At 33.0% G+C, this 20,705-nt stretch carries 19 protein-coding genes and 1 pseudogene; 7 read left to right on the top strand and 13 right to left on the bottom strand.

The features are described 5' to 3' along the window. The first annotated feature begins 357 nt into the window (after positions 1-357). Positions 358-1,962: an ABC-F family ATP-binding cassette domain-containing protein gene (locus MKY04_RS09955; protein ID WP_126294374.1), complete on the top strand. Its 1,605-nt coding sequence runs from the start codon at positions 358-360 to the stop codon at positions 1,960-1,962. 232 nt (positions 1,963-2,194) lie between these two features. Here MKY04_RS09955 and MKY04_RS09950 read toward each other — a convergent pair whose 3' ends face one another. Next, positions 2,195-2,833: a type 1 glutamine amidotransferase family protein gene (locus MKY04_RS09950; RefSeq protein WP_346235791.1), complete on the bottom strand. Its 639-nt coding sequence runs from the start codon at positions 2,831-2,833 to the stop codon at positions 2,195-2,197. 317 nt (positions 2,834-3,150) lie between these two features. Here MKY04_RS09950 and MKY04_RS09945 point away from each other — a divergent pair, with 317 nt between their 5' ends. Further along, on the top strand, positions 3,151-4,509 hold the full coding sequence (locus tag MKY04_RS09945) for an IS1182 family transposase (protein WP_346235877.1): 1,359 nt from the start codon (positions 3,151-3,153) through the stop codon (positions 4,507-4,509). 153 nt (positions 4,510-4,662) lie between these two features. Here the strand turns inward: MKY04_RS09945 and MKY04_RS09940 are convergent, their stop codons facing one another. From MKY04_RS09940 to MKY04_RS09930, 3 genes are all read right to left on the bottom strand, one after another. After that, positions 4,663-5,625, bottom strand: a complete 963-nt coding sequence (locus MKY04_RS09940; RefSeq protein ID WP_346235790.1) for a YafY family protein — start codon at positions 5,623-5,625, stop codon at positions 4,663-4,665. Positions 5,626-5,884: 259 nt separating this feature from the next. Continuing rightward, positions 5,885-6,790 (bottom strand): S16 family serine protease, encoded by a 906-nt coding sequence (locus MKY04_RS09935; RefSeq protein ID WP_346235789.1) that lies wholly within the window; start codon positions 6,788-6,790, stop codon positions 5,885-5,887. A gap of 340 nt (positions 6,791-7,130) precedes the next feature. Beyond that, complete coding sequence (locus tag MKY04_RS09930) at positions 7,131-7,565, bottom strand: hypothetical protein (protein WP_346235788.1); 435 nt, start codon at positions 7,563-7,565, stop codon at positions 7,131-7,133. A gap of 231 nt (positions 7,566-7,796) precedes the next feature. Here MKY04_RS09930 and MKY04_RS09925 point away from each other — a divergent pair, with 231 nt between their 5' ends. Together MKY04_RS09925 and MKY04_RS09920 are read left to right on the top strand one after the other, a co-directional pair. Then, positions 7,797-8,216 carry a DUF3888 domain-containing protein gene (locus tag MKY04_RS09925; protein WP_346235787.1) on the top strand — a complete coding sequence of 140 codons (420 nt, stop codon included), beginning with the start codon at positions 7,797-7,799 and terminating at the stop codon, positions 8,214-8,216. Positions 8,217-8,431: 215 nt separating this feature from the next. Beyond that, a complete protein-coding gene (locus MKY04_RS09920) occupies positions 8,432-9,016 on the top strand; it encodes a hypothetical protein (protein ID WP_126294368.1) in 585 nt (194 codons plus the stop codon). Between the two features lie 495 nt (positions 9,017-9,511). On the opposite strand, the gene MKY04_RS09915 is transcribed toward MKY04_RS09920, so the two are convergent. The 3 genes and pseudogenes from MKY04_RS09915 to MKY04_RS09905 form a co-directional block, all read right to left on the bottom strand. Continuing rightward, the gene (locus tag MKY04_RS09915; RefSeq protein WP_346235786.1) at positions 9,512-9,868 is read right to left on the bottom strand and encodes a hypothetical protein; all 357 of its coding nucleotides are present in this window, start codon (positions 9,866-9,868) and stop codon (positions 9,512-9,514) included. A gap of 590 nt (positions 9,869-10,458) precedes the next feature. Further along, a complete protein-coding gene (locus MKY04_RS09910; RefSeq protein ID WP_346235785.1) occupies positions 10,459-10,923 on the bottom strand; it encodes a phage tail protein in 465 nt (154 codons plus the stop codon). Between the two features lie 22 nt (positions 10,924-10,945). After that, positions 10,946-11,423 (bottom strand): annotated as a pseudogene (locus tag MKY04_RS09905) (GyrI-like domain-containing protein). A gap of 111 nt (positions 11,424-11,534) precedes the next feature. Between MKY04_RS09905 and MKY04_RS09900 the strand changes: the two are divergent. After that, complete coding sequence (locus MKY04_RS09900; protein ID WP_126294365.1) at positions 11,535-12,494, top strand: helix-turn-helix transcriptional regulator; 960 nt, start codon at positions 11,535-11,537, stop codon at positions 12,492-12,494. 253 nt (positions 12,495-12,747) lie between these two features. Here MKY04_RS09900 and MKY04_RS09895 read toward each other — a convergent pair whose 3' ends face one another. The 3 genes from MKY04_RS09895 to MKY04_RS09885 form a co-directional block, all read right to left on the bottom strand. Continuing rightward, positions 12,748-13,068, bottom strand: a complete 321-nt coding sequence (locus MKY04_RS09895) for a MazG nucleotide pyrophosphohydrolase domain-containing protein (protein ID WP_126294364.1) — start codon at positions 13,066-13,068, stop codon at positions 12,748-12,750. A 257-nt stretch (positions 13,069-13,325) separates the two neighbouring features. Next, on the bottom strand, positions 13,326-14,300 hold the full coding sequence (locus MKY04_RS09890) for an alpha/beta fold hydrolase (RefSeq protein WP_126294363.1): 975 nt from the start codon (positions 14,298-14,300) through the stop codon (positions 13,326-13,328). A gap of 151 nt (positions 14,301-14,451) precedes the next feature. After that, complete coding sequence (locus MKY04_RS09885) at positions 14,452-15,270, bottom strand: hypothetical protein (protein WP_126294362.1); 819 nt, start codon at positions 15,268-15,270, stop codon at positions 14,452-14,454. 1,324 nt (positions 15,271-16,594) lie between these two features. Here MKY04_RS09885 and istA point away from each other — a divergent pair. Beyond that, positions 16,595-18,025, top strand: coding sequence for an IS21 family transposase (gene istA / locus MKY04_RS09880; RefSeq protein WP_346234451.1), 1,431 nt, complete (start codon positions 16,595-16,597; stop codon positions 18,023-18,025). Next, the gene (istB, locus tag MKY04_RS09875; protein WP_036180664.1) at positions 18,018-18,743 is read left to right on the top strand and encodes an IS21-like element helper ATPase IstB; all 726 of its coding nucleotides are present in this window, start codon (positions 18,018-18,020) and stop codon (positions 18,741-18,743) included. Before istA ends, istB begins: the two co-directional genes overlap by 8 nt. Before the next feature lie 161 nt (positions 18,744-18,904). On the opposite strand, the gene MKY04_RS09870 is transcribed toward istB, so the two are convergent. From MKY04_RS09870 to MKY04_RS09860, 3 genes are all read right to left on the bottom strand, one after another. Next, on the bottom strand, positions 18,905-19,417 hold the full coding sequence (locus tag MKY04_RS09870; protein WP_346235784.1) for a hypothetical protein: 513 nt from the start codon (positions 19,415-19,417) through the stop codon (positions 18,905-18,907). After that, positions 19,414-19,581, bottom strand: coding sequence for a hypothetical protein (locus MKY04_RS09865; RefSeq protein ID WP_185807710.1), 168 nt, complete (start codon positions 19,579-19,581; stop codon positions 19,414-19,416). Before MKY04_RS09865 ends, MKY04_RS09870 begins: the two co-directional genes overlap by 4 nt. A gap of 687 nt (positions 19,582-20,268) precedes the next feature. Then, complete coding sequence (locus tag MKY04_RS09860; RefSeq protein WP_346235783.1) at positions 20,269-20,664, bottom strand: carboxymuconolactone decarboxylase family protein; 396 nt, start codon at positions 20,662-20,664, stop codon at positions 20,269-20,271. Positions 20,665-20,705: the final 41 nt, after the last annotated feature.

Below are 20,705 nucleotides of genomic sequence, written 5' to 3'. Positions count from 1 at the left end.
TTAAAATCCTAACAAACTTGTGTATTTTGCATTTTTCTATACTTTATTTTTATAGACAATTAAACTCATAAAAGAATATGCATTTACTCTCCTTAAATAGAACGATATTGATGGAAAATCACTAAATCTATACATGTACGAATGCTCCTTCGCTAAAATGTTAAAAATACTGTAATTTTGCCTACTTTTGATTTACTACCGAAAGCAGTAATTAGCAATAAAATAGAAGGTAAATAGACCTTGCTCATTGTTTAAAATATTATAACTACGTGCTATAATAGAAACATTGTGTACAAAAGAGAAATATCTTTTACAAACAATCGTTAAAAGCAAAAATGATATGAAGGAGGAACTTACATGATTCAAGTTAGTAATGTAGGTCTTCGTTATGGCGATCGTAAACTATTTGAAGACGTAAATATTAAATTCACACCTGGCAATTGCTACGGTCTTATCGGGGCAAATGGTGCTGGAAAATCTACTTTTTTAAAAATATTGTCTGGTGAGATTGAGCCTCAAGAAGGCCACGTTTCAATGGGCAAAGATGAGCGTTTATCAGTTTTAAAGCAAAACCATTTCGAGTACGATGAATTTACGGTACTTGATACAGTAATTATGGGAAATAAACGTTTATATGAAGTAAAACAAGAAAAAGATGCTATCTATATGAAAGAAGATTTTTCAGATGAAGATGGCATGCGTGCAGCTGAATTAGAGGGTGAATTTGCTGAATTAAATGGTTGGGAAGCAGATTCTGAAGCCGCAACTCTTTTAAATGGTCTTGGCATCGGTGATGAATTCCACTATATGTTAATGAAAGATTTAGAAGGTTCAGATAAAGTAAAAGTATTACTTGCTCAAGCTTTATTTGGTAAACCTGATGTATTACTTCTTGACGAGCCGACAAACCATTTAGACTTAAAAGCAATTCAATGGTTAGAAGAGTTTTTAATTAACTTTGAAAACACAGTTATTGTTGTATCCCATGACCGTCACTTCTTAAACAAAGTATGTACGCATATCGCTGACCTTGACTTTGGAAAAATCCAACTTTATGTAGGGAACTACGACTTCTGGTACGAGTCTTCTCAACTTGCATTAAAAATGGCGCAAGATCAAAATGCGAAAAAAGAAGAAAAAATTAAAGAATTACAAGCATTCATTGCTCGTTTCTCTGCAAATGCATCTAAGTCAAAACAAGCGACTTCACGTAAAAAAATGCTTGATAAAATCGAACTGGATGATATTAAACCATCTAGCCGTAAATATCCATTTATCAATTTCCAAATCGGGCGTGAAATCGGTAATGACGTATTAACAGTTGATGGCTTATCAGCTTCTCAAGATGGCGAAGTGTTATTTAAAGATATCCGCTTTATGATGAATAAAGAAGATAAAATTGTTTTACTTGGGAACCCACACGCAAAAACGGCTTTACTAGATATTTTAATGGAGCAACGCGAGCCAGATAGCGGTACATTTAAATGGGGCGTTACAACATCACAAAGCTATTTTGAAAATGATCATGACAAATATTTTACTGGAAATGAAAAAACATTAGTAGAATGGCTTCGTCAATATTCTCCAGAAGATGAAACTGAGTCTTTCCTACGCGGATTCTTAGGACGTATGCTATTCTCTGGTGAAGAAGTGAAAAAATCCCCTTCTGTACTTTCAGGAGGAGAAAAAGTTCGTTGTATGTTATCTAAAATGATGCTTTCAAATGCAAACGTATTATTATTAGATGAACCTACAAACCACTTAGACTTAGAATCAATTCAAGCTCTAAACGAAGGATTAATTCGTTTCAAAGGCGCAATGCTGTTCACTTCACATGACCATCAGTTTATTCAAACTATTGCAAACCGTGTCATTGAAATTCAAGAAGACGGTTCAATTTTAGATAAACAATTAACATATGATGAATTCTTAGAGTGGAAAGAAGCTCAAGGAATTAAATAATTGAAATGAAATGCCACGGCTCTCTTGAGTTTGTGGCATTTTTTTAACAAGAATTGCTTTGAAATAAAGGTTAATCAAACTAACTTATTTACAGTAAATAAGAATAATGCATTTTGAAAAATTCAATTAAACAGATTCTTCTTCTTTACCTTTACATAGCCGATACAAGAAAAAGCGCAATTTCTATTCTGAAATTACACTCTTTAATAGAATATAAGCTATCACTAAAGTATTATTCATAACCATTTATTGAATTCATTAACTGGAAGAAGTATTCAGGTTGATGAGTCTTATTTAGGTAATACCATGAATGCAATGTATCTGGTGTAAAGACATCTATTATTTTCAGTACTTCCATTGCAAATTCCAAAGGTGCTACTCCTGAAGCTGTAACCAAATTTCCATCAGATACTACAGGCCCCTTCTCATATAATTTTTCTCCTTTATAATTAGGACAGGCCATTTTAAAATACTCTAAGTTATTGCTTGTATGCTTTCTGGAATCCAAATATCCAAAATTCGCGAGACCTTCAGTTGCACCACAAATTGCAGCAACAATATTGCCTTTCTTTAAAGCTTCGCCAACTTTTTTCAGGATAGGTTGATGAATATCTTCTCCCCAAGTAGTCCCTCCCGGCAAAACTAATAGATCTTTACTTTCAAAAGTACATTCATCAACGGACATATCTGGTTTTATGCTTAAACCACCCATCGTCGTAATTATTTCTTTATTAACACCTACTGTCACTACTTTTAATGGTGCTAAATCTTTTTTAAAATACCTTCCTGTGTTTAGTTCAGCAATTAAATACCCATATTCCCAGTCTGACATTGTATTAAAAACATAAAGATAAGCTTTTTCTGTTTGCATCCAATAACACTCCAATCACAATTGATATAGCTTATTATAATAAAACTTCCCTGACAGCTAACGTCAGGGAAGTTTCAGACTGTAGACAAACTCGAAAATTCGAGTTTGCCTACAGTCTTTTTTCTTTTAAAATAAAATTAATAACCCTTTTTGAATAAGTTAGTTGATTTCCGTTTCGGCGGACGCTTTCCGCGGGCGTGGGCCAATCCTCCTCGTCGCTACGCTCCTGCGGGGTATCGGCCGTCACGCTTTTCCCGCAGGAGTCGCCGCCTACACTACAATCAACTACTTCTAAATATACGTTGAGGTGAATGGAAATGATGTCGAAAAATCAAATAAATGAACGCGATCAAATTGAGATGATTACGATTGAAGAACTTGTACCAAAAGACCATCTTGTTAGAAAGCTTGAATCAGCCATTGATTTTTCTTTCATCTATCCACTAGTAGAACCGCTGTATTCTAAATTAGGTCGCCCGAGTGTTGACCCAGTCGTATTAATCAAAATGACATTTGTTCAATATGTATTTGGAATCCGTTCAATGCGTCAAACAATAAAAGAAATCGAAACGAATATGGCGTATCGATGGTTTTTAGGATTTGGCTTCCATTCAGAAGTACCACACTTTTCAACCTTCGGTAAAAACTATGAACGTCGTTTTCAAGACACAGATATCTTTGAACAGATTTTCTATCGAATACTTAAAGAAATTGCTGATAAAGGATTACTAAGTGCTGACCATGTTTTCATCGATTCAACGCATGTTAAAGCGAGTGCGAATAAACGTAAATTCGAGAAGAAGATGGTACGTAAAGAGACTCGGGCATATGAAGCTAAACTTCAAGAAGAATTGAATCAAGATCGGATTGATCATGGGAAGAAACCATTCCCACCAGATAAATTTGAAAAAGAAGAGATAAAGGAAATTAAAGAAAGTACGACAGACCCTGAAAGTGGCTACTATGTAAAAGATGAACGAACTAAGCAGTTTGCTTACTCATTTCATGCGGCAGCTGACCGCTATGGATTTATACTCGGATCAATTGTGACACCTGGTAATGTTCATGATAGTCATATGCTTCAACCACTTGTTGAAAAGGTAATGGAAAAAGTGAAAAAGCCACTTGCTGTTGCTGCCGATGCTGCTTATAAAACACCTGCGATTACTAAATTCTTATTTGAACATGATATTCAACCAGCACTTCCTTATACACGACCAAAAACAAAGGATGGATTTTTACGCAAACATGAATATGTCTATGATGAGTATTATGATTGCTATCTTTGCCCGGAAGGGCAAGTCCTTAAATATACGACAACGACTAAAGATGGGAAACGCCAATATAAATCAAACCCTACTCAGTGTGTAAACTGTCCTTTACTTACTCAATGTACAAGTAGTAAGGATCACAGAAAAATCATTGAACGTCATATTTGGGCACATCATGTAGAGGAAGCGGATCATCTTCGTCATCAAAGTGATATCAAACAAATATATGCTAGACGTAAAGAAACGATTGAACGTGTCTTTGCAGATGCAAAAGAAAAGCATGGTATGCGATGGACAACCCTACGTGGAATTAAAAAATTGTCTATGCAGGCGATGCTTACTTTTGCTGCCATGAATTTAAAAAAGCTTGCTAATTGGACGTGGCAAGCTTCAGAAATGGCCTAAAATATAATACTCGAAGAGTGTTTTTACCCCAAATAAGTCGGTTAAATACCCAATAATCTATTAAAATTACAAAAGACCTTCAGAATAAGCCCATTCTGAAGGTCTTTTGTCAACAACCTGAAACTTCCCTGACAGCTAACGTCAGGGAAGTTTTTATATTTTATGAAATTCTATTAATTCCGACAGCACTTCAACCAGCTTTTTCTTAAGACTAACGGGTTCAATTACTTGAATGGATTTACCATATGGTAAAAGTAAATACGGTACAACTGTATGTATCATATTTCTTTCAAGAAGAAATACTGCTTGATTTAAATTTCGTTCTTGTAAATAATGTCCTAAAAACCAATGTTGGCAAATATCCCCCAATGTTCTTGAATTTCCGTTAATAACTAAAGAAATACTCTCTTCCGCACCCTCTATAGTTGGAAGGAGGTTTCTCATAAAAAAGTCACGTGCTAAAAAAGTTTCTGGCCGTTTAAACTTATTTTCGGTTAGCATTAAACTTTCAATTCGATCTAACCTAAAACTACGGATATCATTTCTAAGATGACAAAATCCAATCATATACCATTTATTATTCCAATAAATAATTTTGTATGGATCAACTAATCTATCCTTTGATTGTTCTTTACCACTATTATCGTATTGAATTTTTGCAGAGTACCCTTCAGATACAGCCTGCTCCAATTCCTTTAAAACAGGATCTACGGAGAGGGAACCTAAACCACTTATTACTTCAAGACTGGTTATATGTTGGTTTATCTTTGTTTCTTGTTCTTGATTTGAATATTTGCTTAGCTTTGAAATAGCCCTATTTAGTGCTTCACCACCATAATATCCTGCTTCTTCTGCAAAAACAGCTGCATGTATTAATGAAGTTTGCTCCTCAAAATCAAAAAAAAGAGGAGCTTCAATATAATTATTCAATAAAGTGTATCCACCCTTATGTCCTGCCTCTGAAATGATAGGTACACCACTTGTTGAAAGGGTATCAATATAACGATAAACAGTCCTTATATTAACCTCTAACTTTTCTGAAATTTGTTTCACAGTAACTTTTTCACCTGAGCTAAGCATCCAAAGAATTGCTAGTATATTGTCAATTTTAGGCATCCAAATCCACCCCTATAGAATCAAAAGTTTGTATTCTTTAATTAATAAGTTAAAGTTAATTTACCATTTAAATTAAACAATTAAAAAAAGCAACTCCATTTTGATTATCTTTTTCAAAATGGAGTTCTTAAATTTAATATAGGCTGAAGTGATTTTTTTAATCTTTATTCTAAAGCTACATCAAATGTTGTCGCTTTTCATTCTTGAAAAAACTTATTTTCATTGTAATTGAAGAACAATTACTTTATGAATCACAACCTTAACGTTTTTCATTTAAGTCTCGTATTAATTGAACAGCTTCATCGACATGTGACACGTCGAAAATTTCAACATTTGCCTTTAGTTCTTTTTGTATTTCTGCTACTTCTTCAGCATTTTCACTTGGGATGATCATAAAAGGAATACCAGTTTTTTCAGTAATTTGTATTTTTTCTTTTATATTCACAACTCCAAAAACCTTACCATTTTCATTTATTGAACCTGTCACAGCAATGGGGATTTGATTTTGGAAGTCACCCTGTTTGATTAGACCAGTTAATACTAAACTAAGCCCGGAACTATCGCCTTCAATATTTGGACGACCAAGGAAAGTTTTAAGCCATTCATCTTCACGTCCTAAATATAGTGCCACATTCTCCCTTGTCTCTTCTGGTGAATGTTCTTTTAGAAGATGAAGCCACTTTAATATTTGTCTATTTTTAATACCATATATCGTTTTATTATTAACTTCAATAACTGACAATACATCTACATGTTGTTTAGTCAAAAGTTCTTCAACCGCCTGTTTACTTTTCCCATTATTTAACGAAAATTGATCTACCCCTATCGAATAGATCCCAGTCCCTTTTAATGCCTCAGTGGGTTCCGAATAAGCGTAAGCAAGGTGTGTTGGTGATGTGTAGTATCCGATTAATGGGACTTCATAGCAAAATAGTACAAAGATAATTAGAGTTGCAATTGCGATTTTCTTTTTTGCAACATATTTTTTTCGAAACACTACATATATAAACAGCATTATAATTAAACTTACTAACAATATAATTAAACTCATTAACAATATAATTAAAAAAAGAAACTCATCGATGATATCTTGAATATATAAAAATAGAAATAGAAGATAAAAAAGAATAGATAATATACCAATAACGATACTTGATTTATTCATTTAGCAACGACGCCCCCTGTTTGTCAGTTATGAATTTTCCCTTTAACTAATTTGCTGCTTTATTTTATTTGATTTACTGGAGTTCTATATTTAAGGTAAATTTTCTAACCGGAATTCTAAAATCTATTTGTTAACTAAACTGCGTCGTTACTTTAAATAGAAAAGTTCACAATTTCTTTTAAAATTTAAACAAAGAAATCCATTTTTCATGTTGACTGTTAAATGCCTTAAAAAAACAAATGGAGCATTGCACTTACAACAAGAAAGAACCTAACTTAAAATCATTAAATAATCATAGGTATAAAAAATTACTTAAAATTTAGTTGTAGCTCATTTTCTTTTAATCTACATTAACATCAAAAACAAAAATTTGTTTTCCATTAGTCCATAATGTTGTAATTTCATAAATATAATATCCACTTTCTGATGGCATAATTATTTCATTATCTTTCATTTCAACAATATCACTTGTACCATCTTCATTTAGTTTGGCGATCGAAATGGAAGAAGGATTTTTATCAATTTCTAATTTTAATGTATCGCCTTTATTGACTTCTAGTGTTTCGAAAAGTTCAGCTAATTCATTTATACTGGGAGTACTTTTTGTACTAATTTCAATGCTGTCTTCTTTCCACTCGTAATCACCCGGCATCATTGTATATTGTTCCTCATCTACAATCACTTTGCCCACTGGTTGACTTATAGTACCGTTAGGAAATCCAATGCATCCAGACAAGAAAATTGAAATGAATATGGAGAAAGCTATTTTACTCATTAAATTACACCCCTTATGCTTCGCTCCCGCCTTTTTGTAAGTGCATTATTTCAAGAATTACCTTTTATTTTAACATAATTATCCAAAATAAGAATATGATCCTATTCAAAAAAGTGCGCATTTCATACTCCTAAATTTCATATTGCCTTCGATTACGTCTAGTTAGTACATACTTTATTCATTAAAGGTAACAATACAATTAATTATTTAACTAGAGGTGTATTGAAGATAATGAAAAAGATGTTAACCATTTTTATATTATCACTTGTTCTTATTACTACTTTTCAAACAATTACCGTATCATCAGCTAAACCAACTCAAGACTCTGAAGAGCTTAGGCTACAGGATATGCTTATGAACATGCTGACTCCTTATATTGAAAAAGATTTGAATAGCTATTATTATCCGAAGATAACAAAGGATTTTTCACCTGCTGTCGTTCCATGGAAAATTGAACTGATTGAAACAAGAAGACTTAATGGTTTCCGTGGTTTTATATTGGAATTAACATTTGAAATTGAGCCAACCGATGGGGGACACTGGATTCCAATAGGAAAAGACAGAATGACCTACGAAATTTCTTCAGGGCCTACAATTATATTGAAAAATCATACACACTTGAAAACTTATAAATTACCTTCCGAAAAATAAATTACCTTCCACTAAACTGCCATCTTCGTTTAATTCCATTTTATGGGATTAAACGAATTTAAATTTACTAGAAAAACTTCCAATATGGAATTGTGTTTGAATTAGAAACAATTCCCTATTCTGGGTTTTCTATAAAAAAATATGTTATTATGTTCTAAAATACAATATGCTTGACTTAAACTTGATTCGCTCTAAAAAGGAAGGTGTGTTTCTTTATGCAAATGACAATTGCTCGTGCTATGACACGTAAAAAAACCATAAAAGCGCAATTGGATAAAATTACAGAAGATATTTCTAAACACGGTGCCATTAATAATAAAAGGTTGCATATCTTATCGAACGAAAAGTCGGATATTAAAAAAAATCATCGTGAAGCTACTGAAAAAGTTAAAGCATTATTTCAACAATTTCATGATTTAAAAGATAACTATATAAAACTAACGTTAGCCATTAACAAAGCTAATTTAGAAACAGAGATTATCGTTGCAGGCAAGACTTTAAAAATTGCTGAAGCATTAATTTATAAAAATGACATACAACAATATCTTTCTAATTTGAAAACCGCTTATCAACATGCTGTAAAAAAAGCGACACGCGAAGTAGATACGTTTAATCAAAATTTGAAAACAGAAGGTTTATCTGAACAGGTAAAAAAAGAAGTTCTCGCAGATGTGTTATACTTAGTTCCTATAGAAAAAATGGATGAACTAGATTCATTTTTAGTTGAGTTTATGACAGAAATTGATGGTACTTTAAATGAGGTAAACGCTAGGACATTAATTGAAGTAGATATTGATTGATTTCAATTTTGCTTGCGTATCGTTGTAAACCACTAAAATCAGTCACACTTAATAGGTTTGCCAAAGAAGGTAAACAATTACAAATCTAATGAAAATTAGTGTTTAGTAATGAGTGTTCAGTGTTTAGTGTTTAGGTAAATTAGTATTCAGTGTGAAGTATTTAGTATTCAACAAATCCTACCATACAACTTTGAAGTTTTCTTCGAGGTAAATGACTGTCCTTGTGGTTTCATAGGTAGGCTGGTTCGTAAGCAAGATACATATAGCAGCATAAAGCCAAAAAGATGTGTGAAGCAGATCATTTCTTTCACACATCTTTTTTTGGCTATCAATACATCATTACCTTACCCACCAAAATAAACTTAAACAAACATAAACCTGTTCAAATTTAGAACGGGTTAATTTAGTTTTTAATATAAGCTGCTCCGTAATATAGCAATACAGGGTAAATAGATACCGTTCTTAAACAACCTATCCAAAGACAAGTTTAATACTTTACTTAAAACTATTTTCATATATATCGAAAAATTGAGTTATTTCACTACCTTGTTTTCGAATACTTTCTACATCTGTTGTTAATTGCCAACCAAAAATTTTATAGCTTTCCCAATTTTCACTGTTCACTGGATCTAAATTAAATTCTTCCTGAATAGCTATAAACCCGTTTTCGTAATCAATAAGTGCTTGTTCAAAAGCTTTGTTTGTATCTTTAAATATTGGCATTCCATCTTTATTTGCCCCGATTGAATATGCTTCATTATTTTGATTAAAATCATTGCTGAGTTTACTAGTATCATATTCTCCAAAAACTTGCCCAGGAGAATCTTCACATGCTGCAAGAAATAGCATCAAACTGATAACCCATAATGAAATCAAATATCTTTTTATTAGTATCACCTCGTGATCATTTATCCTTTCTCATCTCACCAATTAGCAGGTGCAATTGGTACAGCAATTGTCGTTACAGTTTATACAATATCTCAGATAATGTCTATGCTTTCATATCATTCTTGCCTTTTGTCGCACTAATAATCGTTTCATTCTTTTTCTTAGGCAAGTTAAGCAAGATAACTTGCCTAAGAAAAAGAAACTTAATAAAAAAATTAAAGCAGTTTCATAAAATACAAATTCATCACATTATCTGCGTAAGATATCCGAAATTATCCGATATGTTCCATTATTCTTAATTTAAGTTAAAACTTCGCCATAATTGGATAGTTAAGACTGCTACTAAGAAATAAGTTGCTCGTAATACCTAAATCTAAAACATTTTTGGAATGCCTCAATAAAAGAAGCTTTCCACCACTCCCATCATCCCCTATTTACAAAGTAAAAAGTTACCATGGAAAAGTGGTGGTTCCATTGGGCTTATGAAACACAATTTTCACCTTAATAATAGAAAAAGAATGATTAAGTACAACAAAAAGCGGCTTTCACTTACCCTAATATTCCCCTTTAATCACAAAAAACGAGCCTCTAATTGTTCCAGCAAGTCTTGACTTCTGCCTAGCAAACTTAAACTTTCCTTCTAGTTCCTTTGGTACCTCCATCCCTTCAGAAAGCTTAAAACCAACGGCTCGCTTCTTAGGGTCATCAACTGTATACATAACGTTGAGCGCAAGACCATCCTCATAAAAGACGTAGGCAAATTTAATATTTTCCACTTGAAAACGCGATGTTTCCAATGGTTTTGCCGCAAACTCAATATCCCGTTCTTCTTTCAAAATACGATTCACATATTCAAGTGTGTCACAGGAATCACTAGCGGGTACTACCGTAAATTCATGCTTGTATTTGTTCATAAAATAACGGGCTTCATTAGCACGTAAACCAGCAAGTGCATCTGCCACCGGTGAAGACTCTAAACCAACCGTAGACACATTTTTAAAATCAACGATATAAGACATGTCCATCCCTCCAGTTAACCCTTTATTTCCTAACAATAGGAATCCACATTTCACCAAATACTAAGCCGTTTCGCAGTCCCATTTCAACTGTTGCATTTGGTCCACCAACATAGGCAAAATTCTTTGCTTCTGGCAAGATTTGACCAAAGGCAATGCCAGTTAGCTTATTACTCAATTCTTCACTCGTCGTCCCTTCTCCTTTAACAACTAGGTATTCTCCCTTAGGAAATTGGATAACCCTAGTTGCTTCTGGCAGGGATTCCTCTGTCATGACGCCGGCATAATGCATCATTTTGCCATTCACCGCTTCATTTACTGTAAAAATATAGTCATTTGTGGCTAAGGACTTTAGTGTATCAAGCCTTCCATCTTGTTTAACTGCCGACCAAAACTGCCTTTTCCTTATTTATGCCTGCATAGTCTGTGTAGTCGCTCTTAAGCTCAGTTCCAATACCTAAAACCGTAAAGCTGTCTTTTTCTTCTAAAGTATAATCTGCCATATTCAAAACCTTCCTTTTTTTAGATTAATCAAATGATTTTGACTTAATTCACTTGATATGTATATGATAGACTTAAATCATGTCAAAAAATGATACTGTTTAGGAGTCCATATGAAAAAAGTTGAACGGATTAATACCATTATGCGTTATATAAACAACCGCGCTCATTTTACGATTACTGAAATTATGCGTGAATTCAATATTTCTCGTTCGACAGCCATTAGAGATATTAAAGAAATTGAAGCTATGGGGATGCCTCTTGACGCTGAAGTTGGAAGGGACGGGGGTTATTTTGTCATGCATAACTCTGTCCTTCCCGATGTTCGCTTTACTGATAATGAGGTCAAAGCTCTTTTTATTGCCTTTATGGCCACGAGAAATCAACAACTTCCCTACCTAAAGAGTCGCCAATCTTTAGCTGAAAAATTACTTGGCTTAATCTCAAATAACCAACAAGATGATCTTGTTCTTTTAAATCAAATTTTACTATTTGAAGGGACTAATCCAAATAATCCTGACTTACTTGAACTATCAGATCTTCCCCATCCCATGTTAGAAAAGCTCATCCAAATCATACTATTGGATAGCTATTTATTGATTACTATCAAAGAAGAGAAGGAAATAAAGTCTTGTCCAATTTATCTCTTACATCTTTATCAAGAAAAAGGCATTTGGATGATTGAAGGTTTTAACTTAAAGGAAGAAAAGAAGGAAATTATCCCTGTCGACAATCTTACTGATGTCATAGCCTACCCTACAAAAAAGAGACTAAGTAAAAAAAAGATTTTAGAAAAACTAAGAAAGCAGGAAGAAGTATACAACCTTGTCCTTGAACTTGGCCCAAAAGCGATTGCCCAGTTCAAAAAATATCACCCTTTAAAAGTTTCAATTTCCTATACAAATCCTTACCAAACCACTGCCATTTTAAAAACTTTTATCAATATTAATAAGTCCGAGGAATTAACCGAAATAACAAATTGGCTTCTTTTTCTTGGTGAGGATATCAAGGTAAAAGAAGTGCCAAACGGAGTTTTAGAGAGTATAAAAGCGAGATTATACTTATACCATTAAGGAGTAGTGCAGTTAAAACCAAATAATTATAGTTTGTTATCAGATTGTCCCCTATTTTAGAGTACATAGAAAAAATTTTTTACTAAGATTATTAAATCTCTTGCAATAATAGCTCCAAGTCATTTATCAAGTTACTTCTTGTCTCTTTATAAAATTTTCCCACGTACTTCTTGAATAGGGTATTTAATTATTTATTTTCACAGTCTTTAAATGGAATTTCATTGAATATAAATTTCGATATTAGGAATGTAATCTAATCATTTGAATAGCGTTGTGAAAGTTTCTTTTTATGTGATTGAAAAACTTCTTCAAGTGAAATATTGTACTTGTTAGCGATTACAATTAAATTACCTAGTACATCTCCTAATTCTTCAGTTAACTCTTGTTTATTTTCTTCATACGTTCCTTTAACTTCATCTGGTCTATCCCTACCTATCTCAATGGCTCTTATAGCTCGTGCCACTTCACCTGTTTCTTCTGCTAAAAAACCAATACGAATAAAAATGTCTAACTCAGACCAGCCTCTACTTTCATAATATCTCTTTACCCATTGTTGAAATTCAGTAACATTCATTTTCATCTAACCTCCAATTTTCTACCATAATTTTAACAAAAAATGATAGTTTATATAATCTCAAATGGTGGACCTATGTTAGAGTTGTAGAGGCTTTGTTCACGATAGCTACCACAAAAACTATAAATTTTCACATTATTTTAACCACAATAAATTTCTTTTATATGATTATGTCATTATTTATCTCGGCGTTCTGCCCGATATATAAATAAAGAGCGTAATTTCTGTTCTGGAATTACGTCCAATTGTAAAATATCTTATTCTTTTGGATTCAATATATTATAAGATTTATTAATTTTTCGAGATATAATGTTCACATTATCCATGACAATCCTTGGATGTAGCTCTGGAATCATATGACCGATATTTGGAATAATATTTAATACTGCATGAGGAATATCTTCTTTTAAACGTCTCGCATGATCAATTACTCCAAATGGATCATCTTCTCCCACTACAATAACAACGGGAACTGTAATTTCCTTGTATCTTTTGGACAGGTTTTTAGAGGTTTCAGGGAACATAAGAACATCTTCCCTATTTGCTCTAAAGTGACCTGGGCGGAATCCTATTGCATACAGCTCTTTTGTATAGTCTTCCGGAACCTGTTCAGGTGCAAATGTTTCCTTGACCATTGAATATGCCATACCTTTTGATAAAGGTGTCTTTAGTAACATGTTTAAAATAATACTTCCTATAATAGGTTTTGTAACCACTTTGGATAATAAATCTCCGTTTTCTGCTGCATAGCCTTCTTTATACATAGCTCCTGCCAATGTCACTATTCCTGCAACCTCACTTGGAAACTGTAGTGCATAGGAAAGTGTCATGGTACCACTCCAAGAATGACCAACTAAAATAATCGGTTGATCTATTCCAAGCTCTTTTAACGCTTTATGTATAATAGTAGCTTGAGTAATTGGACTAATTTTTCTGTTTTTTTCCCTCTCACTATATCCATAACCAGGTCTGTCAAAGGCTAATGCCTGATAGCCTTGTTGAGCTGCCATTTTAACGGTTTCCTTAAAATCACTGCTAGAAAGGATTCCCCCATGGAGAAACACGATAGGCGGACCGTTTCCTTCAGTTATAAAATGTAACTTTATACCATCTACCGTAATAAATTTACCTGCTGGCTGATATGATTTCTCTGCTTTTTTAAATTGCCACTGATTATAAATGAACAGCAAACCAATCGATACAATAACTATCAATATTATCGAAGCAGCCATTTTATCCCCCTTTCTTTGCTTCTAAATTTATTATTATTTACGATTAAACCTAGCAAAAGTTTCAATATATTGGAGTTTTTGTTATTACTAGCTAGATTTTTGACGAAGTAACTTGACAATTTAATATCGTTAAACAGAAGACGGCAGTTGTTTAAATATATTCAGATAATCGACTAGCTTCATCAATAAGCTTAATATTAATCATTGCGTCAATCACTGTTTTATTTAGTTTTTGGTTTTCTTGCAAAATATAATTGAGTTGAATATCCCTAAGTACTGCATGTCGTGAGGCAATTGGTGCAGAATAAAGGTATTCCTGCAACCAGTCTAAATTAGGTTCTGTGTCCTTGTGAATCGGGAATGGTATGTGTTTTTCACCTTGAAGAAGCGGAGTAGTAACGCCCAATCCATCTTGAGTTTTGATACTTATTATTCTTTGCCGCTCTAGGTCTACTTTTTGAACATAACGATACGGATTTTCAATGATAGGAATTCGGATATTCTCATTTAGAAACTTTGTAGCTCTCTCTCTTACCAATTTTTCATATCCAGATGGCTGGTCAGTCTCAGCAATCCATTGATTTTTTGCTACTAAATAGCTCTCTTCACTATCAAACTGATTATAGAACAGTTCACCGTCAGTTAAATTAATTCTTAAAAATTCACATAGATTGTTTGCAACGATACGAGTTGGACGATCAAAATTCATTGGACTAACACAAACAATAGGTGCTACCTCAAGATCCGTTACAGTACCAAAGTCAGTAAGGAATCCATAATGAACACCATCTAAACCAATATTGCCAAATACGACCACATCACTTGGTGTGTTAAAATATCTAAAATTCTCAAGAGAAAGGTAAAAATTAAGACCAAGATAAAATTTTTCAGAGTCACCAAGAACATTTTGTAAGTCTATTAACCTTTGGAGTGTAGGTGGTACATCATATTTACCAAAATTACTCCCCATAAAGCTGCCCCCTTAGCGTGTTTTAATAATTTTACATTTTCACTTCAACAAAAAACATCCTTTACTCCATTAAATTACTCTATCTATAAATAAAGAGCGCTACTTATACATTTGCGCCGATTGTTGGAAATATTAAATGAACATTTGCGCGTGCTAAATAAAAGTCATTCCTTGAAACAAGAAAAAAATACTCTATTTCTTAACCGATGTTGTATCCTCTGATTGGTTTAAAATATTATCTATTATTATTGTAAAAGAATATCAGTTTAAAACCTTTACGATAGGATCCTTAAATTGAGATTCACCGAGTTCTGAAAATAAAAATATTATTAATCTAATTTTTTGATTCTGGGAATATAACTTTGGATAGCCAAGCACTAATAAAAGCAGTTAAAACAATAAGAATTTGAATAATATATCTCAAATCATTATTAACTCTCAGCAGTATTACACCAATAATACTTGTAACAATTACAACTATTACACAAAATATTGTTTGCCTTTTGTTTAGTTTTAGCAGATTCATAAATCTACTCCTTATTTTAATTATTTCCATTACACAATCGTGCCCAGCTTTTTAAGAACAAAGGTTGTTGAAGCTAGTTCATACTAAATTTAATTTTATTCCTCGTTGCTCAACTATAATCTTCAAAGTTTTTTGAAATATACAGCAAAAAGTCTTATAAAGGCATAAGTAACGACATTTAAAAGAAGTAGGACAATCAATTGCAATGAGATAAATATCGATAAAAATAAAAGCAAATCAAAATTAGCTTCACCAGGCGGAAAATCTTCAGGAGTACCCTTTATAATATTTTTGATATACTGAATGATTAAATAGATAAAAACGGACGAAAAAAATCCTAAGTATATGTAGATCCAGTGCTGATAAAATTCCATTTTGTAATTTTGAAACCAAAGAAATAGATTAATAAGTCCAATAATCAGTGGGAAATAAAAAAACTGGAAAACTAATATATCAATTTTGTCATTCAATAATAAAAAATATAGAGACAGAGCCAAATAACTGAAAATGATGTTTGTAAAAGCTACTACAATGGATATTCGGGTATTTGTATACACTTTTTTTATCCTCCTATTTTGAAATAAAACAAAGCTTTTCCTGCTCTTTGAAGAAACTACTCAGCAATTTAGAAATTTGATTAACCGATTACGACTGTGTATTGCATAATAAAAGTGCAGACTAGTGCAACGAATTTGTACAGAGTCTAGCACTTTTTTAGTGCAAAAAAATAGACTTGCCAGCCACCCCAAGTCACTCTACTGTTAAAGTGTCGAATTTTACCAGTGGAGGTTTGAAAGGATGCTAGCAATGTCTGAAATTAATTGTATCAAAACTTTAAGAAATGAAAAAGGATTGTCTATTTCTAAAATTGCAGAAACTATGAATGTAAATTGGCGTACCGCCAAAAAGTATGGTGATGGCAATCAGTTACCTCAAGAAAAAAAGCATATTAAAAAAGGGATGATGTACGAAGAAAAATGGGGAGAAATCGTTATAGACTGGCTTGAAGAAGATCTCAAACTAAAGAAAAAACTACGTCGAACAAATAAAAAAATAGTTGCGGATTTAAAAAGGATGGGGTTTAAAGGATCGTATCGAACGGTCTGTAACTTTATTCAAGAATGGCGTGCGACAGAAGATGATGAAGTAAGTAAAGGGCATGAGCGATTACAACATCCAGAAGGTGAAGCGCAACTAGATTTTGGCGTAATGGAGGCTGTTCAAGACGGAGAGATTGTCGATGTTCATGTTTTAGTTATGACGTTCCCAGCTAGTAATACTGGTTTTGCGATACCGATGCCTGGAGAAAATTTGGAGTGTTTCCTAGGTGGGTTACAAGAGCTGTTTAAGCAAGCTGGTGGAGTGCCAATTAGTATTCGAATTGACAATTTAACACCTGCGGTCAAAAAAGTACGCAAAGGTGATACAGAAGCTGAATTAACAGAAGCATTTCGCCATTTCCAAAACTATTATGGCTTTAAAGTGCAAGTGTGCAATCCATCCAGAGGTAATGAAAAAGGAAATGTGGAAAATAAAGTAGGCTATGTACGATATAACTTCTTTAGCTTACCACCAGTCATAAAAGACTTTGAAGATTTAACGGAACAATTAAAGCAACAACTGAAGGAAGATCGTGACCGACCACATTATGAAAAAGAAGAACTCATTGAGGATTTATGGCAGCAAGAGCAAAAGCAATTAATAAAATTACCAGAAGATCCGTATCCAGTATTTAAGCAGTTTCCGATTAAGTTTAATAAGTATAATGAGTTTAAGTTAGACAAGCATTTTATTCATGTGCCTAGAGCGCGTAACTATGTGCAGTTATATTGCATTACGTATTGGGATTCATTCAAAGTGATTACAAATGAGGGAGAAATTTTATTATCAGATGCAAGACCTTATATGAAGAAACGACGTTTCATTCCATGGAAAGATATTTTAAAAGATTGGTTAAAAAAGCCTCGTGTTATTGGGCATTCACGTTATACCCCTTATTTACCGACTCGTATAAAGGAGTATTTAACAGTTCCATCCTTGGCATTAAGGAAACAGCGTCTAAATGAATTACTCACTCTTTTAGTGACTCATGATATGAAAGAAATTGACCAGAATTTTTATGAACTTATTGGAAAAAATAGCGATGATCAAGAACATCCTTACGGTGTAAAATGGACTGATTATGATGCGCTATCTCCTAAAGGAATGGAGGCTTCAAGTCATGAATAATGCCATTTTACAATTGTGTAAGCAATTGCGGTTAGCTCATATCGCTGAAGCAATACATGATGTTCCATTTACAACACCTGAAGAATATATTTACCAACTTTTATTAAAAGAACAAGATGGTCGGGAACAAGCAAGGATCGCAAGAAACTTAAAGAATGCCCGATTTATCGATACGAAAACATTAGAGGGCTACGAATGGCACAAAGATATTTGTTTACCTAGTCATCTATCGAAAGAAGAACTAGTGCAGCTCGATTTTATTCGAAGAAAAGAGAATGTAATTCTAGTAGGGGCGCCTGGAACTGGTAAAACACATTTAGCTTCAGCACTGGGTAGAAAAGCTTGTGAGCAAGGTTTTGAAGTACGTTTTTATCGAGTTTCGCATTTAGTAGAAGAATTGGAACAGGCTTTACATGTGGGGAAATTAAAGCAATTTCGAAATAAATTAGAGAAAATTGATTTAATGATATTGGATGAAATGGGTTATCTTCCATTTGGTAAAGAAGGAGCGGAGTTACTTTTTCAAATCATTTCTGAATTTTACGAACAGAAGAGTTTGATTATCACGTCAAATTTAGAATTTAGTCAGTGGAATCGTATTTTTTCAGATTCACGTTTAACGGCAGCTCTGGTGGATCGTTTGATTCACCATGCCCATATTATTTCTTATACGGGACAGAGCTTCCGTTTAGCCAATGCGTTGTCGAGAAAACAGTAAAAATATTGGGTGGCAACACTCTGTATTTTTCATTGCAATTCTCTGCATTTTTATCTTGCAAAATACATACGACAAAATAAAGCCTTTTTTGCTAATAAGAAGTATTTATATAGACTTAAACTTTCACAAGATTCTGCATAATAGGTATACCTTAGATAATCTTATTTAATTGTTATTTCTTTAACATTTATTTTAAGTCGCCTCGCACAACCCATTATCATAGATCTAACTGCTTGTTTGTCATTAGAATTCGAAAATTTTATTTGAAGAAGTACTTCTCCTTTATAATCTTTAATATTCTCTACTTCTGCCTTAAAGTTTTGAATAAGGCTATTTAAAAAAATTGTTACTTTCTCTTGCTTCCTTTTTCCAACAAAAAATATAATCTTAATCTTATATTTTTTAATTGAAAGTAAAGACTGATTCAATGCCCAAATATAATTATCTTTTTCAACATCATAATAACTAGGGTCACCAAAATGTTTAGCCTTGCCACAATATTGACAAATTGCTACATAACGAACATGACGAACTCCGATACCCGGTTGTTCAACATTCACAATAACTTCATAGGGAGTAAACACATCATTTGAACAAAATTGGCAGTTGATAGGTTCATTAAAAATAGTAATACGACTTTTTTCGGGACGTAAAGATTCATCCATACCACTCATTCTTTTATCACTTCCGAGCATTCAATAATAGATATATGTTTTTCCAACATGTGGTCATATCGATTTTTTTCTTGAAACATCTGAATATCACCACATGACGTACAGCTAAATGACTGTAATGTTAGCTGATGCTTCACCTCTTCACCTAATGGCATCAAATCCATGTAGATTTCTCTATGCAGAAACCGATTATTTTGACAAAATGGACAAATAAGCTGCTTATCACGAATTTTTATTTCATAGATTCCTTTTCTTCTAACCATTCTTTCACCCCGTAATCAAAATTCCAGCCTTTTATTCTTATCCCTCAATTAACTGTACAAATTTTATAAAGTAAGAATATTTCATTTCTAAAAAAAAGTGCTTGTTCAATGGAAGTGTGTTTTGATTCGGGCACACTATTTACAATTTTATCTATATTTTAACACCTTTATCCAATTTGCGGATTGTTCTTGAAGAAAATGGCCCGAAACATAAAGAAAGAGCGCAATTTCCACAGGAAATGCGCCCAACTGTAGGTATATATCAATGGTCATATAATATTTTCCTTTAGACTCTTTTAGTACTTCCAATAGAAACAGACTGGTCTAGTTAAATGCTTTTAATTCTTATTCTTGCTGAAAGTTGCTGTTACATTTTTGCAATTTTTTAAAACTCCACCCTGGATATATCTAAGCTTTGATTCATCACCTAATATATAAGGTAGTTGAAAATTTAAATTTTGGAATTACACCAATTATGGAAGCTCGACAACTTAAAAAATCTCAAATTTGAATCTGAATCTATGATGTTTTTTAACGTAGGCTATTTTCCCCTCAATATTTAGCTAACTTAATTTAGAGGAATCATTTTTAAGTTGCTATATTTCCCATTGAAATAGAAATTCTATTCCAACTGTTAATTTGATTAATTATCAAAACAAGGTCAACATACTGTTTTTCGTCATAGTGTGCACGTACTCGTTGAAAAAGATCATCTGGAACACGTTTTGTCGGGATTAATGTGATATGCTCTGCCAATTCTAAAGCTACTTTTTCTGCTTCTGTATAGAATTCACACTCTCCCCAAGCACTAACACAGTAAATTCTTTGTTCTGTTTCACCCATTTTCCGCGCATCTGCTGTATGTATATTTATGCAATATGCACAGCCGTTAATTTGAGAAACACGAATTTTAATAAGTTCACGAAGTTTTCGATCGATTGCAGTCGTTTTCATGTATTTTTCCATATCCATCATAATTTTCATGCCATCGGGTGTATTTGATAAGCTAAAACTGAGCCACCATC

Source organism: Lysinibacillus telephonicus (genome assembly GCF_039654155.1).
Lineage (GTDB): Bacteria > Bacillota > Bacilli > Bacillales_A > Planococcaceae > Ureibacillus > Ureibacillus telephonicus.
Note: the sequence above shows the minus strand (reverse complement) of the source record. Positions and strands in the feature narration are given on the sequence as shown.